Source organism: Sulfitobacter sp. 1A12779 (assembly GCF_043557315.1).
In the GTDB taxonomy this organism is placed as follows: domain Bacteria; phylum Pseudomonadota; class Alphaproteobacteria; order Rhodobacterales; family Rhodobacteraceae; genus Sulfitobacter; species Sulfitobacter faviae.
The window spans coordinates 278,411-294,750 of record NZ_JBIFFU010000001.1; the positions used below are offsets into that span (position 1 = coordinate 278,411).

Sequence of the window (16,340 nt, forward strand, 5' to 3'; positions counted from 1 at the left end):
ACCGCAAACCCGCCCGCAAGGGCAGGCCAAAGGCAAGTCGGCTCAGCCTGCTTGCATTGCCGCCTTGACCTGATCCGCCAGCGAGATCGGATCGAAGGGTTTGCTGATCACGTCAGCCGCCCCCAGATCGCGAAGCTCTTCGATCTCATTATGCTGGGCGCGGGCGGTCATGAAGATCGCGGGCACGTCGCGCAGGCTTTCCATCTCGCGCATCTTCTCAAGCGTCTGGCGACCGGTCATGCCGGGCATCATCATATCGAGCAGGATCACATCGGGCGTGTAGGACTGAACCTGATTCAGCGCCGCTTCCCCGGTCTCGCATTGGACGACGTCGAAATCGCCGCTCAGCTCAAGCGCCATCAGCGCGATTTCACGAATATCGGCGTCATCCTCGACGTGCAGCAGTTTGATCATTCCATACTCTCTCTAGGAGGCTTCGCGCAGCAACGCGGCCGGTTCCTCTGCCGCTACCTGAGAATTTTTCTTCGGCAGGGTAAAGTAAAATGTCGTACCAAATCCCTCACGGCTGTCAAAACCTATTTTACCGCCGAGATTCTCGACGATGGCTTTGCAAACGCTGAGGCCCAGCCCGGTGCCGCCTTTGTCGGCCCGGTTGGAATTGGACAGATCGGCAAACCGCTGGAACACCTTGTGCTGCTCGGAAGCCGGAATGCCGGGGCCACGGTCCGCCACGGAGATGCGCAGTTCGTCGTCATTCTCTTCGGCGCGGATGGTCACACGCTCCCCAGGTTTGGAGAATTTGGCCGCGTTCGACAGGAAGTTCGTCAGCACCTGAATGACCCGGTTCGGGTCCGTGGTGACCTTGTTCAAGTCCTCCGTCCCTTCGACCTGAATGCGCACGCCATGGCGCTGCTCCAGTGAGGCATTGGCGGCGCTGGTTTCGTGCAGAAGTTCCGCGATGTCGACTTCCTCAAGATTGAATTCCAGCCGCCCGTTGGCAATTTTCTCAAGATCGAGGATGTCGTTGATGATCAGCACAAGCCGGTCGGCGTTGCGGTGGGAGATCTCCAGCAAGGCACGCGCCTTGCTGGGCAATTCGCCCGCCGCCCGCGACAAGAGCAGCCCCATGGAGCCTTTGATCGAGGTCAGGGGCGAGCGTAGCTCGTGACTGACCATCGAGATGAACTCCGACTTCATCCGCTCTTCGTTGATGATATCCGAAATGTCATGCAGCATAATCAGGAACCGCCCCGTCGCCCCACCGGTGGGCAGCAGCTTGATCGTAACTTGGAAATGGTTGCCAAACAGTTGCGTGTCGAACTGCGTCATCGCTTTGCCCGACTTTTTCAGCGCGCGGCAGGCGTCCAGCAGGGCCGGGTTGTCGCTTTCCTCGGTCAGGGTTTCGAGCGTTTGCGTGCGGTAGCTGTCCTTGCTCCAGCCGGTGCGGCTCATGGCGACGCGGTTCATATAGCTGAAGCGTTCTGTCTCGGCGTCGACGATCCAGATGTCATCGCGCAACTCATAGAGCGTTTCCGCCGTGTCGCGCTCGGCCAAAAGCTCGTTGGCATGGGTCACATCGGTACGGGCCGAAATCGACCCGGCCCAAGCGCCCTTTTTGTCGAAAAGTGGCATCACGGTGCACTGCGTCTGGATCACCCGACCATCGGCGCAGCGCAGCGGGGTTTCGCCCTGCCACGTCTTGCCTGCCATCAGGGTGGCGCGGATCTCTGCGGCAAGTTCGCGAAACTCTTCTTGGTAAAGCATCGACACAGGCTGGCCGATCAATTGATCGCGGGTGTAGCCTGTCAGTTCGATGAAACGGTCGTTGACCTGTTCCAGCATCCCGCCCGTATCCACGATGTTCACAATGGCATGGCTGTCGAACGCTTTAAGCCTTTGTTCCATATCTGAATTATCGGCAGGAGCCTGCGGGTTTGGTTGCAATGCGGTCGCGGCAAAGGGCGTGAGCCCCGCCAGAATGATCGCACCGACGACGGGGGTAACCTCGCCCATTTGGCCCGCGAAAATTGCGGATGTTGCGGTGTACCAGCTGCCGGAAATGGCAGTGCCCAGAAAAAATGTGGCGGCGGTACGCTTGGTAAATGGCTTTGACGACACTTGGAATTCCTCGCCCCGAAGCGGACATGCTTAAAACTATAGCATGACTTGTGCATTGTAATTTAATCAAAATGCCAGAGCATATTGGCAATAATATGGCATGTCGCACTTTAGCGTCACTCCGCTGAAATGCCACGGTTTATAACGCGCCGGTTAAGAGGCGCGGGCGGTTGTCCCCGTAATTGAGTTGACCACCGAGCTGATCCCGCTCCGTGATTTGACAAGGTTGATCCCCACGCGGGGGTCGGGTTCGCGGTTGTTGTCTGCGGAAAGGCTGATGATTTTGGCCGCGGGATGCAGGCGGGTGATATCTTCCAGCAAAGAGCGTGCATCGCCGTCGGGCAGGGACCAATCAAGGATCACGACGTCGACTTCATCCTGGCCGATCAACTGTCGCGCTTGGGCAAGGTTGGTGACATTGGTCACCTCCGCCACGCTGTCCAACCCGGTGCGGATCACCTCGGCAAAGTCGATGTCGTCTTCGATATGCAGCACGCGTAGCTTGGTGTCCCGCTCCTCCGCTTCCACGTCGGGGCTGGCGGGCGTTTGCGCGGTCTGCGCCTCGGCAATGGGGCAGGTGAACCAAAAGACGGTGACGCCGTTGGGGATGCTTTCAAACCCGATGGTGCCGCCTTGGCGCTTGATGATCTGCCGCGTGATGTTGAGCCCCAGCCCGGTGCCGCCCTTGGCGCGGGTGTCGGAGCCATCAGCCTGCGAGAAGGCCTGAAAGATGCGCGGGCGGAAGTTTTCCGGCACGCCGGGGCCGGTGTTCTGGATAAAGACGATGGCCCGGTCCTCCAGCCGCTCGGCGCGGATTTGCACCTCGCTCTCGGCATCGGAGTATTTGCAGGCGTTCGAGATCAGATTGGCCAGCACCTGCCGGGTGCGGCTTTCATCCACCCGAACTGTCAGCGGCTTGTCGGGCAGTTGCAGGCCCAAGGTGTTGTTATGGGTGATCGCAAAGGGCGACATTTCGTTGACCGAGTCGGTGATCACCTTGTTCAGATCGACATCATGGAAGTCGAACTGCACTTCGCCCGATGAAATCTTCTCAAGGTCGAGAATGTCGTTCACGATATGCGACAGCCGATCGGCATTGCTGCGGGCAATGTCGATCAGGCGGATATGCGCGGGGAGGAAGCGGCTGTTGTCCGTGGTGTCAATCAGCCCCAAAGCGCCTTTGATCGAGGTCAGCGGCGTGCGCAGCTCATGGCTGACGGTCGAGACAAACTCGCTCTTGATCTGTTCCAGCTTCTTTTGGTCGGTAATGTCGTTGATCTGAACGATAAAGACATAGCCGCGGGCGTTCTTGTCGTAGGTCCAAGAGACGTTGAACAGGCCCCAGCGTTCATAGCCCAGCTTGTGGGTGATGCGGTATTCGGCCTGATAGGTCTGCGAGCTTCGGGAATCGACCAGCCCGCGCACCTCACCGTAGAGCTTTTGCAGATCGCCCTCGGGCATCAGATCGCCCAGTTTGGTGTTCGACAAAAGCTCTTCTTCGCTATAGCCGCAAAGGGTGCAAAGCGCGCTGTTGACGCTGTTGAACACGCCGCCTTCGCCCAAGATCGCCATGCCCACCGGGGCCGCGGCCAGCACTTGGCGAAACCGCCGCTCGCTGGTTTCAAGCGCGTTGCGGGCGTGGACGATGTCGGTCACATCGGTCTGGGTGCCGACCATCCGCAGGGCGGTGCCGTTTTCATCGCGTTCGGTCACCACCGCGTCAGAGCGCATCCAGCGCCACTCACCGGTGCCGATCTTCAGCCGGTATTCGGTAACGGAACGTTGTTGCTGCCCCGAGATACAGGCCTGATCAGTCTGGGTCAGCAGAGGCAGGTCATCTGGGTGAACGCGTTTGAGGAATTCCCCCTGCGGGTCGGGCAGCCGCTCGAAATCCGCCATCCCCAGAATGCGCCGCCATGTGTCGGACACCTCGGATTTGCCGGTGCGCAGGTCGATGTCGAAAACACCGATCTGCGCGCCTTCGAGGGCGAGGTCATAGAGCGCCTTGTTCCGCGCCAGCTCATCCTGCACCGCCAGTTCCGAGGTCAGGTCACGCACGATTGCGGTCACCCGCCGTTCGCCGGTGTGGGTGGTCCAATTGTTGCGTTGCAGATCAAGCTTGAGGTCTTGGCCAAAGCAGGTCTTGCCCGCCGCGTTGACCTGTTCGTGGTCGTGATCCTCAACCAGATCGGTGACGAGTTCGCCGAACTCCATCCCCTTGAGCGCCTCATGCCCATAGCCAAAGCAGACCAGCGCCGCTTGGTTGGCAAAGAGCACCCGGTCATTGCTGCCGAGCAAGAAGATGGGCGTCACCGCGTTTTCGATAACGGCGCGGTTTTCCTCTTCATGGGCGTCGATCTGGCGTTCGCGAAGTACGGCAAGCTCGCTCAGCGCGGCGCTGCGCTGGCGCAGGCTGCGGAAGGCCACGAAGAACAGGATCGCCAGCAGGATGCCGGAGACCAGCAGGATTTCCGGCACGGCACTATGGGTGGCGCGGTCAAAGCTGGCGGTGCTGACATGGACAACGGTCCAAGGGCGGCCAAAGCGTTCGATGGTCTGGGTGATGCTGTGGTGGCCGGTGGCGATGCCTTCGGGCGTGCTGTCGAAAATCCGGTTTTCGGGGGCCGTGGTCAGCCCATCGTAGACTTGGATGTCATAGGACTCTCCCTGAGCGGGGGTCAGCCCGGACAGCAGGTTGGCCCCGACAAAGGGCGCATAGACCCAACCGATGAAACCGGCGGTCTCCTGCGCCGGGCTGTTGTCGGCGGCATAGACCGGGCGCAGCAGCAGGAAACCGGGCTGGCGCGTCTTGTCCTGCACCAGCAGGATGCGCGGCGTCAGCTTCGGCTCTCGCGTCTCACGGGCGCGCAGGGCGGCGCGGCGGCGGTCTTCGTTAAAGCTGATATCAAGGCCCACGGCCTCTGCATTCGGTCCTTGGGGGTAGATATACTGGATCACCATCTTCTCGGCATTGCCGGTGTCGGGGTGGATGCGGAAATCCTCGATCCCGAGGGCGGTGACCTTTTCGATGAACGCCTCTTCGGTGCCTCTGGCAACGGGGGCAACAAAGCCGATGCCGTTGATGCCGGGCAGGAAGCTGTCGATCTCCAGCGTATCGGCATAATGCGCGAAATCGCTGGCCGTCACCTCGTCCGAGGCGTTCATGAAGGCGGCGATGCCATTGAGGCTTTGCAAATAGGTATGCATCCGCGCGTCGAGGCTTTGCAGGCTTTCCTTTGCGATCCGATCAAAGGTCCGTTCGGCGGCGATGTCGTTGCTGCGACTGCTATAAAGAAACACCCCTAAAGTGATGGCGAGGCATCCGATAAACAGTATAATTTCGGGTCGCCGCACCAGTTCAAGCCTTTGTTTCTGGCCACCAAATGGCGGCAAAATCTTTCCCCGAAATGAACGTCGCGCATCGCGGGAGGGGTATGTCCAATCCGGTCATATTCACCCATGGGTCGAAAAAATCAACAAACGGATTCGCCGCGCATGCAAAGCGCGGTGATTGTGGCTTTGCGGCAAAGGCCGCGGGGGCCCGGGCGATTTACGGCAGGGATTGTGACCCGTCACCGCGCGCTCTACCAATGACGGGCCGGGGAGGCGGGACAGAATATCGGGAGAGAGCACCATGAACGACGAAACGCAGCTAGAGGGCCGCTATGACTATATCATTGTCGGTGCGGGCACCGCGGGCTGTGTCTTGGCCAACCGTCTCAGCGCCGATCCGGCCAATCGGGTTCTGCTGCTCGAAGCCGGGGGGGATGACAACTATCACTGGGTAAAGGTGCCGGTGGGGTATCTTTACTGTATCGGCAACCCGCGCACGGATTGGATGATGAAAACCGCGCCCGAGGCGGGGTTGAACGGGCGCTCTCTGGCCTACCCGCGGGGCAAGGTGCTGGGCGGCTGCTCTTCGGTGAACGGCATGATTTACATGCGCGGGCAGGCGGCGGACTATGACCATTGGCGGCAACTGGGCAATGCCGGGTGGAGCTGGGATGACGTGCTGCCCTATTTCTTGAAATCCGAGGATCACCATGCGGGCGGCAGCGAGATGCACCGCGCGGGGGGCGAGTGGAAGGTCAGCAAGCAGCGCCTGCGGTGGGACATTCTGGAGGCCGTGCAAGACGGCGCGCGGGAGTTCGGGATCGAGCCACGGGCGGATTTCAACGATGGCGACAACGAAGGTTCGGGCTTTTTCGAGGTGAACCAGAAAGGCGGGGTGCGCTGGAACACGGCGCGCGGTTTCCTGCGCCCTGCGATGAAGCGCCCCAACCTGCGGGTGATCACCCATGCCCATACCGATGGGCTGGTCATGGACGGCAAGCGCGTGACCGGCGTGCGTTTCACCCATAAGGGCCGCGCGATGCGCGCCGAGGCCGAGGGCGAAGTGTTGCTTTCGGCGGGGGCGATTAATTCGCCCAAGATCCTTGAGCTGTCGGGGATCGGGCAAGGTGACCTTTTAGGCGGCATGGGGATCAACGCGCTGCACGATCTGCCCGGCGTTGGGGAGAACCTTCAGGACCATTTGCAAATCCGCACTGTCTATAAGGTGCAGAACACCAAAACGCTCAACACGATGACCCATTCGATTTGGGGCAAGGGCCGGATGGGGTTGGAATACCTCCTGCGCCGCAGCGGTCCCTTGGCGATGGCGCCCAGCCAGTTCGGCATGTTCACCAAGTCCGACCCCGCGCTGGAAACGCCGGATCTGGAGTATCACGTGCAGCCGCTGTCGACCGACAAGCTGGGTGATCCGCTGCACCCTTTCCCGGCGATCACCGTCTCGGTCTGTAACCTGCGGCCCGAAAGCATCGGCAGTTGCCATCTCACCAGCCGCGACAGCGCGGTGCAGCCCGATATCCGGCTGAACTATCTTTCCGCCGAGAATGACAAACGCGTGGCGGTCACGGCGATGAAACAGGCGCGTCACATCATGACGGCCAAGGCGCTGCACCCCTATGCGCCCGAGGAAATCCTGCCCGGCCCCGCCGTGCAGAGCGACGAAGACCTGCTCGACAAGGCGCGCGACATCGCCACGACGATTTTCCACCCCGTCGGCACCTGCAAGATGGGCAGCGATCCGATGGCGGTGGTCGATAGCGATCTGCGGGTGCATGGCTTAGGCGGTCTGCGTGTCGTGGATGCGTCGATCATGCCCAAGATCGTATCGGGCAACACGGCTTCGCCAACGGTGATGATCGCCGAAAAAGCCGCTGATGCCATTCTGGCGGGGCGGTAGGCGATGCTGACCACGCGGCTGACCAAACGGCTGGGGATCGACCACCCGATTATCCAAGCGCCGATGGCCTTTGCCGCAGGCGGGCGGTTGGCGGCGGCGGTTTCAGGCGCGGGCGGTTTGGGGATGATCGGCGGGGCTTATGATGCCGGCGATTGGATCGCCGAGCAGCAGGAACTGGCGAGCAACCAATCGGTCGGCTGCGGTTTCATCACTTGGAAGCTGCGAGAGCATCCGCAGGCGCTGGAACAAGCGCTCGACCGTGATCCGACGGCGATCTTTCTTTCCTTCGGCGACCCGGCAGAGTTCCTCCCCGCGATCCGCGCGGCAAAGGTGCCGTTGATCTGTCAGGTGCAAACCCTGCGCGACGCCGCCCATGCGATTGATCTGGGGGCCGAGATCATCGTCGCCCAAGGGGCCGAGGCTGGCGGCCACGGCGAGAAACGCGCGACCTTTACACTCGTCCCCGAAGTCGCGGATCACATCGCCCGCCATGCGCCCGAGGTGCTGCTCTGCGCCGCAGGCGGCGTCGCGGATGGGCGCGGGTTGGCGGCGGCGCTGATGTTGGGGGCCGACGGTGTGGTCGTCGGCTCGCGCTTCTGGGCCTCGGAAGAGGCGCTGGTGCACCCCGCGATGCGAGAGGCCGCGCTCAAGGCCTGCGGCGACGACACACTGCGCAGCACCGTGACGGACATCATGCGCGGCTATGATTGGCCCAAACGCTACACGGGCCGTGTTTTGCGCAACGATTTCACCGACCGCTGGCATGACAACCCCGACGGGTTGCGCGCCGCGCTGGCGCAGGAGCTGCCGCGCTGGCAGGCGGCGGTGGCCGCGGGGGATGCCCGCACCGCCAACGCCTTTGTCGGAGAGGTGGCAGGGCTGATCGGTGCGGTCAGCCCCGCCGCTGATATCCTGCGCGATATCGTCCAAGGGGCCGAAGCGGCCTTGGGCCAGACCTTCACCCGGTAACGGGGCGGGGGCGGGCCAAGGCGGCTTAGCCGTGATCTTCGACCTCTTCGCGGCCCGGCACATGTTCGCGGGCGGGGGCGGTTTCCCAATTTTCGATCACCTCCATCGCCTCATCCGCGCTTTCGACAAAGCGGAACAGGTCGAGGTCTTCGGCTGAGATCGTGCCCGCATCGGCCAGCGCGTCCCAGTTGATGATCTTTTCCCAGAACTCACGGCCAAACAGCAAGAAGGGCACTCGGTTCATGCGGCCCGTTTGGATCAGCGTCAGCGCCTCAAAGAGTTCGTCCATCGTGCCGAAACCACCGGGGAAGACGCAGATCGCGCGGGCACGCATCAGGAAGTGCATCTTGCGGATCGCGAAGTAGTGGAAGTTGAAGCATAGCTCGGGCGTGACATATTCGTTGGGCGCCTGCTCGAACGGCAGCACGATATTGAGCCCGATGGAATGGCCGCCCGCGTCCAGCGCGCCGCGGTTGCCCGCCTCCATCACACCCGGCCCGCCGCCGGTCACGATGACGTTCTCGGTGCCGCCGCTTTCCATCGACTTTTCGGTCATCAGCCGGGCAAAGGTGCGCGTCTCGTCATAAAAACGCGACAGATCGGCCAGCGTCTTGGTCCGGGCGGTGTGTTTCTCGGCCGGTTCGGGAATGCGCGCGCCGCCAAAGAGCACGATGGTCGATTGGATGCCATGGGCGTCCAGCAGCAGCTCGGGCTTAAGAAGCTCCAGTTGCAGACGCACCGGGCGCAGCTCATCGCGGCACATGAAGTCATCGTCGGTAAAGGCCAGACGATAGGCAGGCGCGCGGGTTTGGGGCGTGTCGGGGGCGTCTTGGGCTTTGGCGCGGTCTACATTGGCGCGGCGCAGGGGGTGGCGGTGTTCGTCGGTCATCCTCGGGTCTTTCCTTGGTCTGGGGCTTGGCTCAGGTGGCGCGATGGCCGCTTAGGTCAAGATGCCCTGTTGTTCGGCGAATGACCACGCCCCTCATCGCCCGGCAATTGCACCCTAGGCAGTGCAAGGCTATAGCCCTCAAAAGGCCTTTTCATCATTCGGAGACTCGCCCCATGTCCAACGCCCAACTTGAAACCGCCATCGAAGCCGCTTGGGATACCCGCGATCAGATCACCTCCGCCACCACTGGCGAAGTGCGCGACGCCATCGAAGAGACGTTGAACGCGCTCGACAGCGGCAAGCTGCGCGTGGCGGAAAAGCAGGACGACGGTCAGTGGCATGTCAATCAGTGGGCCAAAAAGGCCGTGCTGCTGGGCTTCCGCATCAAGGACATGGAACATCAAGAAGGCGGCCCGCAGGGCGCTGGCTGGTGGGATAAGGTCGACAGCAAGTTCAAAGGCTGGGGCGATACCGAGTGGAAAGAGGCCGGTTTCCGCGCCGTGCCGAACTGCGTCGTGCGCCGCTCGGCCTATATCGCACCGGGCGTGGTGCTGATGCCGTCTTTCGTGAACATCGGCGCCTATGTCGATTCTGGCACCATGGTCGACACATGGGCCACGGTCGGCTCCTGCGCGCAGATCGGTAAGAACGTGCACCTCTCGGGCGGCGTCGGTATCGGCGGCGTGTTGGAGCCGATGCAGGCGGGGCCGACCATCATCGAAGACAATTGCTTCATCGGCGCACGGTCGGAAGTCGTCGAAGGCTGCATCGTGCGCGAAGGCTCGGTGCTGGGCATGGGCGTCTTCATCGGCCAGTCGACCAAGATCGTCGACCGCGAAACCGGCGAGATCATGTATGGCGAAGTGCCCGCAGGTTCGGTCGTCGTGGCGGGCACCATGCCGTCGAAGAACAACGTGAACCTCTACTGCGCCGTGATCGTCAAACGGGTGGACGCCAAGACCCGCTCCAAAACCTCGATCAACGAACTGCTGCGCGACTGAACGGAACCAAATACCCCGTCATGGCGTTGAGACCTGAATTTAAAGGAGATTGACGACATGACGGGTATCGGTTGGTTTGCCGCAATCATCGTGGGCGGCCTTGCGGGCTGGATCGCGGAAAAGATCATGAAATCGGACATGGGTCTGATCATGAACATCATCCTCGGCATTCTGGGTGCCTTGGTCGCGAACTGGCTCTTGATGCTGATCGTCGGCAGCACGCTGGGCGGTTGGTTCGGTCAGTTGGTGGTGGGCGTCATCGGTGCCTGCCTGCTGATCTGGGTCACACGGATGGTCCGCGGCAAGACTTAGGGGCAGGGGCGCGGCCCCTTTCCAAATCCAAGTGAAACGGTTAGGGCTGCCGAAAGCAATCGGCGGCCCTTATCATGTCTGAACCCAAGAAAACCAAGAAACCTTCGCGCCAGCAGGTCTTTACCCTTTTGGTTCAGATCGGCCGCAAGGATGGTGACGGTCTGCCCGACAAGGCCACCGGTGCTGCGCTGATGTGTTTCGCCCCTGGTATCGACGAGGCCGAAGCCGTGCGCGAGACGGTGGCGATCCTCAAACAGGCCGATACCAACCCGCTTGACGTGACCGGCTACGGCACGCTGGAAGAGCGCGAAGCCGAAGGTCAGGAGATCGACGCCGAGGAACGCGCCCTGATGCAGCGCGCTTTGGAAGAAAACTCGGTCATCGTCGCGCAAATGACCCCCTTTTACGACTGACCCGCGCCCCACACGGGGAATTGCAATGCGCCCCCTTGGCATTGGCGCGATTTGCCCACACAAGTTACCGGACAAGCGATAACCCCTGAAAAGGAGCCGATATGTCCGGTCTCGACCCTGTTGATCTCACCGCGAAACTGGTGCGCTGCGCCTCTGTCACCCCCGCGAACGATGGGGCGCTGGAAGTGCTCGAAGAGGTGTTGGGCGCGGCGGGTTTCGACTGTACGCGCGTCGACCGGGGCGGCATCTGCAACCTCTTTGCCCGCTGGGGCAACAAGGGCAACACCAAGTCCTTCGGCTTTAACGGTCATACCGATGTCGTGCCCATCGGGGATGAGGCGGATTGGTCGATGCCCCCCTTCGGGGCCGAGATCAAGGACGGCATCATGTATGGCCGGGGCACCACGGATATGAAATCGGGCGTGGCGGCTTTCGTCGCAGCGGCGGTGGATTTCGTGAAGGACACGCCGCCCGATGGCTCCATCGTGCTGGCGATCACCGGGGATGAAGAGGGCGATGCCCTCGACGGGACCACGGCTCTTTTGGACTACATGTCGGAGAACGGCGAGCGGATGGATGTCTGCCTTGTGGGGGAGCCGACATGCCCCGAGACCATGGGCGACATGATCAAGATCGGGCGGCGCGGCTCGATGAACGCGCATTTCAAAGTGACCGGCAAACAGGGCCATGCGGCCTATCCGCACCGCGCGAACAACCCACTGCCCGCGATGGTGCGGCTGATGGATCGTCTGGCCAGCCATGAGTTGGATCAGGGGAGCGATCACTTCGACCCTTCGACGCTGGCCGTGGTGACCGTCGACACCGGCAATAAGGCAACCAATGTGATCCCGGCGCAATGCCGCGGCGCGGTCAACATCCGGTTTAATGACCACCATTCGGGCGCAAGCCTCAGCGACTGGCTGAGGAGCGAGGCGGATAAGATCGCCAAGGAGTTCGGCCTGCAAGTGGATGTGGAGATCAAGATATCCGGCGAAAGCTTCATCACCCCGCCGGGCGCCCTGTCCGATCTGGTCGCGGGCGCGGTTGAGGCTGAGACGGGCGTGCAGCCCGAGCTTTCCACCACCGGCGGCACCTCTGACGCGCGTTTCGTCAAGGCGCATTGCCCGGTTGTGGAGTTTGGTCTGGTCGGCCAATCCATGCACCAAGTCGATGAGCATGTGCGGGTCGAACATATCGAACAGCTCAAATCCATCTACGGGCGCGTGCTGCGGAATTATTTCACGTGAAACCAACGCTCATCGTCATGGTGAAAGAGCCGCGCCCCGGTCGGGTGAAAACCCGTCTGGGCCGCGACATCGGCATGGTCGGCGCGGCTTGGTGGTTTCGCCACCAAACGCGCCGCCTGTTGCGTCGGATCGAAGACCCCCGTTGGCAGGTGGTGCTGGCCGTGGCCCCGGACGTGGAAGGGCTGCAAAGCCGCGTCTGGCCCGCGCATCTGCCGCGTTGGCCGCAGGGCAGGGGCAATCTGGGCGACCGTATGGCGCGGATGCTGCGCAGCGCGCCGGGGCCGGCCTGTGTGATCGGGGCGGACATTCCGGGCATCAACCGCAAGGAACTGGCGCGGGCATTCGATGCGCTTGGCAACCATGACGCGGTGTTTGGCCCGGCGCCCGATGGCGGCTATTGGCTCGTAGGGCTAAAACATCCCCGCCGTGCGCCGCCCACGCTCTTTGACGGGGTGCGCTGGTCTGTCCCCCATGCGCTGTCCGACAGCCGCGCGACCCTACCGGGCTGCCGCATTGCCGAAGTCTCTACCCTGCGCGACGTGGACGAAATTCACGATTTGCCATGACGACAGGGGGGCTGCGTGCTACCTGCTGAGGTATGAGCAAGATACCCAGCAAATCCGAGATCCTCGACTGGATCGAACAGAACCCCACGCTGACCGCCAAGCGCGACATCGCCAAAGCCTTTGGCATCAAAGGCGCGGCGCGGATCGACCTGAAGCGCGTGCTGAAAGAGCTGGAGGCCGAGGGCCATCTGGAAAAGCGCAAGCGCAGCTATCAGGATCCCGACCGCCTGCCGCCGGTCTCGGTCTTGCTGGTCACGGGGCCGGACAGCGATGGCGATCTTTTTGCCAAGCCGATGGAGTGGCATGGCGAGGGGAAAGAACCCATCGTTCTGCTGATCCCGCGCGAGAGTGATCCGGCGCTTGGCGAAGGTGACCGCATTCTGGCGCGGCTGACGCTGGTAAAAGGCGAAGATCACCACTATGAGGCCCGGCTCATTCGTCGCATCGGCTCCAACCCGCGCAAGGTGCTGGGCATTTTCCGCAAAGCGGCCGAAGGTGGGCGGATCGTCCCGATCGACAAGGGCACGGATCGCGAATGGCGCGTCGGTGCCGACCATACCCATGGCGCGAAAGACGGTGAACTGGTCGAGGCCGAGCAGGCCGGACCGAAGGCGCGCATGGGATCGCCCCGCGCGCGCATCGTCGAACGGCTGGGCGATCCGTCCGAGCCGCGCGCCGTCTCGCTCATCGCGATCCACCAGCACGGCATCCCCGACGACTTCCCCGACGATGTGATCGCACAGGCCGATGCCGCCAAGCCGCAGGGGCTGAAGGGCCGCGAAGACCTGCGCGATCTGCCGCTGGTCACCATCGACCCATCCGATGCGCGCGACCATGACGACGCCTGCTATGCCCATGCCGACGATGACCCCAAGAACGAGGGTGGCCATGTGCTCTGGGTCGCTATCGCCGACGTCGCCGCCTATGTGACCCCCGGCTCCGCGCTGGACCGCGAGGCGCGCAAGCGCGGCAACTCCACCTATTTCCCTGACCGCGTGGTGCCGATGCTGCCGGACCGGCTTTCGGGTGACCTCTGCTCTCTGCACGAGGGCGTGCCGCGCGCCTGTATCGCCGTGCGCATGGTGCTGGATGCCAAGGGCAACAAAATCGGCCACAGCTTCCACCGTGGCCTCATGCGCTCGCCTGCCTCGCTGCATTACGAGGAAGTGCAGGACGCCATCGACGGCAATCCGAACGACCGCACCGGGCCGCTGTTGGAGCCGGTGTTGAAGCCGCTCTACGCCGCCTATGACGCGCTGAAGACCGCCCGCGCCGAGCGGCAGCCGCTGGAGTTGGACCTGCCGGAACGCCGCATCGAATTGGGCGAGGATGGCAAGGTGAAGTCGGTGAACTTCCGCGAGCGGCTCGACGCGCATCGGCTGATCGAAGAGTTCATGGTCTTGGCCAATGTCGCCGCCGCCGAGACGCTGATCAAAAAGAAAACCCCGTTGCTGTTCCGCATCCACGAGGAACCCTCGCCGGAGAAGCTCGAATCCCTGCGTGAAACCGCACAGGCGGCGGGTTTCACGCTGGCCAAGGGGCAGGTGCTGCAAACTGCGCATCTTAACCGGCTGCTGGATCAGGCGGCGGGCACCAATGACGCGGAGTTGATCAACCTCAGCACCCTACGCTCGATGACGCAGGCCTATTATGGCCCGGCGCATATCGGGCACTTCGGCCTTGCGCTGCGCTCCTACGCGCATTTCACCTCGCCCATTCGCCGCTATGCCGACCTCATCGTGCACCGCGCGCTGATCACGGCGCATGGTTGGGGCAAGGATGGGCTGACGCCCGAAGAGATTGAGGGGCTGGAGCAGACCGGCGCGCATATCTCCGACACCGAGCGGCGCTCGATGGTGGCCGAGCGTGACACGACCGACCGTTACCTTGCCGCCTTCCTGTCGGAGCGCGTGGGCAACGAGTTCACCGGACGGATCAGCGGCATTGCGCGTTTTGGTGCTTTCGTGAAGCTGGACGAGACCGGCGCGGATGGGCTGGTGCCGATGCGCTCGCTCGGGCGGGAGTATTTCCACCACGACGCCGAGGCGCAGACGCTGATGGGCTCGGACACCGGGATGACAATCGGCCTTGGCCAGCGTGTCACCGTACGACTGGCCGAGGCGGTCCCCGTAACCGGGGGCATCGCGCTGGAATTGCTTGAGATTGAAGACCAAAAGGTCAAACAGGGCGGGGGTGGTGGCCGCCGCAGCCCGGCGGGCCGTAGCAAGCCGCGCGGCAAGGCCGTGAAGGCCAAGCGCAAGAAGGACAAGATCAAACGCAAAGTGACCCGCACCCGCCGCTAAGACGGCAAACCGGCGGAGCTTCGCGGATGGCCGCCCCCCTCCCTTTCCACCGGGGCGGGGCGGGCATAGGATTTGCCGTAACTCTATGAGGTGAGGCGATTATGATCCGGCACTACGCGATGATTTCAGGCATTCTGGCGACCGCTGGCATGGGGGCGCCGGCCTTTGGGTCTGGCCCGACTGAATCCCTGCGCCCCGCGCCGCGCGCGCCGCAGGCCGTGCTGGCCGCCGTGTCGCCAGCGGCGCAGGAACCCGCGGCAGAAGCCAGCGGCGACGATGCCGGGCTGCGCGCTTGGGTGAAAGAATTCCGCCCCCGCGCCCTGCAACAAGGCATCACCGCCACCTCGGATCTGAGGGTGCAGAACGGGCAGAAGGCGCTCGCCCAATGGCAGCGCACGCTGGAAGAGATCGAAGTGAAGTACGGTGTCGAGAAAGAGATCGTCACCGCGATCTGGGGGCTTGAGAGCGCCTATGGCAGCTTCCGCGGCGGGGATCGGGTGTTGGATTCACTGGCCACGCTTGCCTATGACGCGCGGCGGGCGGAATTTTTCGAAGGCGAGCTCCTCGACGCCCTGCGCATCCTTCAGGCGGGCGATACCGATGCCGATCAATTGCGCGGCTCTTGGGCCGGCGCGATGGGGCATACGCAGTTCATGCCTTCGTCCTTCCACGCCCATGCGGTCGATTGGGATGGCGACGGGCGGCGCGACATCTGGGGCGATGACCCCAGCGATGCGCTGGCCTCTACCGCCGCCTATCTCAAGTATTTCGGCTGGACCAAAGGGCAGCCTTGGGGTGTCGAAGTGGCTCTGCCCGAGGGGTTCGACTATCTGCTGGCCGACCGCGCGGTGACCAAGACCTCGGCGGAATGGGCCGACCTTGGCGTCACCGCGCTCGATGGTGGGGCGGTGGCGGATCATGGCCCGGCGTCGATCTTGCTGCCCGCGGGCGCCGAGGGGGCCGCCTTTATGATCTTCCCCAATTTCGCGGTGATCGAGCGCTATAACACGGCGGATGCTTATGTCATTGGTGTGGGCCATCTGGCCGACCGCATCGGCGGCGCGGGCGAGATACAGCAGGACTGGCCCCGCGAAGACCGCGCGTTGAGCTTTGATGAGCGGATCGAATTGCAGACCCTGCTGACCGAGGCGGGTTTTGACACGCAAAAGATCGACGCCAAGATCGGGCCGCTGACCGTCAATGCCGTGCGCAGCTATCAAAAGGCCGAGGGGATCGCGCCCGATGGCTATGCCTCCCCCCGGCTGCTGGCCCGACTGCGCGCCGAGTGAGGGGCCGCCCCCGATTGGGGGCAG

13 protein-coding genes are annotated in these 16,340 nt (G+C 62.8%); 9 read left to right on the forward strand and 4 right to left on the reverse strand.

Annotated elements, in window-relative coordinates; translation table 11 throughout:
* Positions 1-42: 42 nt before the first annotated feature.
* The 3 genes from ACGYLQ_RS01355 to ACGYLQ_RS01365 all read right to left on the reverse strand — a co-directional run bounded on the left by ACGYLQ_RS01355 (position 43) and on the right by ACGYLQ_RS01365 (position 5,433).
* Positions 43-414, reverse strand: coding sequence for a response regulator (locus ACGYLQ_RS01355; protein ID WP_067261066.1), 372 nt, complete (start codon positions 412-414; stop codon positions 43-45).
* A gap of 12 nt (positions 415-426) precedes the next feature.
* Positions 427-2,079 (reverse strand): ATP-binding protein, encoded by a 1,653-nt coding sequence (locus ACGYLQ_RS01360; RefSeq protein WP_394439920.1) that lies wholly within the window; start codon positions 2,077-2,079, stop codon positions 427-429.
* Positions 2,080-2,232: 153 nt separating this feature from the next.
* The gene (locus tag ACGYLQ_RS01365; protein WP_394439922.1) at positions 2,233-5,433 is read right to left on the reverse strand and encodes a CHASE domain-containing protein; all 3,201 of its coding nucleotides are present in this window, start codon (positions 5,431-5,433) and stop codon (positions 2,233-2,235) included.
* Positions 5,434-5,713: 280 nt separating this feature from the next.
* Here ACGYLQ_RS01365 and ACGYLQ_RS01370 point away from each other — a divergent pair, with 280 nt between their 5' ends.
* Positions 5,714-7,327: a GMC family oxidoreductase gene (locus tag ACGYLQ_RS01370; RefSeq protein WP_394439924.1), complete on the forward strand. Its 1,614-nt coding sequence runs from the start codon at positions 5,714-5,716 to the stop codon at positions 7,325-7,327.
* A gap of 3 nt (positions 7,328-7,330) precedes the next feature.
* Positions 7,331-8,296, forward strand: coding sequence for an NAD(P)H-dependent flavin oxidoreductase (locus tag ACGYLQ_RS01375; RefSeq protein ID WP_394439926.1), 966 nt, complete (start codon positions 7,331-7,333; stop codon positions 8,294-8,296).
* A 25-nt stretch (positions 8,297-8,321) separates the two neighbouring features.
* Here the strand turns inward: ACGYLQ_RS01375 and ACGYLQ_RS01380 are convergent, their stop codons facing one another.
* Positions 8,322-9,185: an LOG family protein gene (locus tag ACGYLQ_RS01380; protein WP_271688521.1), complete on the reverse strand. Its 864-nt coding sequence runs from the start codon at positions 9,183-9,185 to the stop codon at positions 8,322-8,324.
* Between the two features lie 173 nt (positions 9,186-9,358).
* Between ACGYLQ_RS01380 and dapD the strand changes: the two genes are divergently transcribed.
* From dapD to ACGYLQ_RS01415, 7 genes are all read left to right on the forward strand, one after another.
* On the forward strand, positions 9,359-10,186 hold the full coding sequence (gene dapD, locus ACGYLQ_RS01385) for a 2,3,4,5-tetrahydropyridine-2,6-dicarboxylate N-succinyltransferase (RefSeq protein ID WP_322328761.1): 828 nt from the start codon (positions 9,359-9,361) through the stop codon (positions 10,184-10,186).
* Positions 10,187-10,243: 57 nt separating this feature from the next.
* Positions 10,244-10,498: a GlsB/YeaQ/YmgE family stress response membrane protein gene (locus tag ACGYLQ_RS01390; protein ID WP_067261077.1), complete on the forward strand. Its 255-nt coding sequence runs from the start codon at positions 10,244-10,246 to the stop codon at positions 10,496-10,498.
* 74 nt (positions 10,499-10,572) lie between these two features.
* Entirely contained in the window at positions 10,573-10,911 is a 339-nt protein-coding gene (locus ACGYLQ_RS01395; RefSeq protein WP_394439928.1) for a hypothetical protein, read from the forward strand.
* A 101-nt stretch (positions 10,912-11,012) separates the two neighbouring features.
* A complete protein-coding gene (gene dapE, locus ACGYLQ_RS01400) occupies positions 11,013-12,158 on the forward strand; it encodes a succinyl-diaminopimelate desuccinylase (RefSeq protein WP_394439930.1) in 1,146 nt (381 codons plus the stop codon).
* The gene (locus tag ACGYLQ_RS01405; protein WP_394439932.1) at positions 12,155-12,724 is read left to right on the forward strand and encodes a TIGR04282 family arsenosugar biosynthesis glycosyltransferase; all 570 of its coding nucleotides are present in this window, start codon (positions 12,155-12,157) and stop codon (positions 12,722-12,724) included. The genes dapE and ACGYLQ_RS01405 overlap by 4 nt, the downstream gene beginning before the upstream one ends.
* Before the next feature lie 32 nt (positions 12,725-12,756).
* Positions 12,757-15,027 carry a ribonuclease R gene (gene rnr / locus ACGYLQ_RS01410; protein ID WP_394439934.1) on the forward strand — a complete coding sequence of 757 codons (2,271 nt, stop codon included), beginning with the start codon at positions 12,757-12,759 and terminating at the stop codon, positions 15,025-15,027.
* A 101-nt stretch (positions 15,028-15,128) separates the two neighbouring features.
* A complete protein-coding gene (locus ACGYLQ_RS01415; protein WP_394439936.1) occupies positions 15,129-16,316 on the forward strand; it encodes a lytic murein transglycosylase in 1,188 nt (395 codons plus the stop codon).
* Positions 16,317-16,340 lie beyond the last annotated feature (24 nt).

Coding starts and splice junctions, on each gene's coding strand:
- ACGYLQ_RS01355 (WP_067261066.1), bottom strand. CDS start 414: ATGATCAAACTGCTGCACGTCGAGGATGACGCCGATATTCGTGAAATC.
- ACGYLQ_RS01370 (WP_394439924.1), top strand. CDS start 5,714: ATGAACGACGAAACGCAGCTAGAGGGCCGCTATGACTATATCATTGTC.
- ACGYLQ_RS01375 (WP_394439926.1), top strand. CDS start 7,331: ATGCTGACCACGCGGCTGACCAAACGGCTGGGGATCGACCACCCGATT.
- ACGYLQ_RS01380 (WP_271688521.1), bottom strand. CDS start 9,185: ATGACCGACGAACACCGCCACCCCCTGCGCCGCGCCAATGTAGACCGC.
- dapD (WP_322328761.1), top strand. CDS start 9,359: ATGTCCAACGCCCAACTTGAAACCGCCATCGAAGCCGCTTGGGATACC.
- ACGYLQ_RS01390 (WP_067261077.1), top strand. CDS start 10,244: ATGACGGGTATCGGTTGGTTTGCCGCAATCATCGTGGGCGGCCTTGCG.
- ACGYLQ_RS01395 (WP_394439928.1), top strand. CDS start 10,573: ATGTCTGAACCCAAGAAAACCAAGAAACCTTCGCGCCAGCAGGTCTTT.
- dapE (WP_394439930.1), top strand. CDS start 11,013: ATGTCCGGTCTCGACCCTGTTGATCTCACCGCGAAACTGGTGCGCTGC.
- rnr (WP_394439934.1), top strand. CDS start 12,757: ATGAGCAAGATACCCAGCAAATCCGAGATCCTCGACTGGATCGAACAG.
- ACGYLQ_RS01415 (WP_394439936.1), top strand. CDS start 15,129: ATGATCCGGCACTACGCGATGATTTCAGGCATTCTGGCGACCGCTGGC.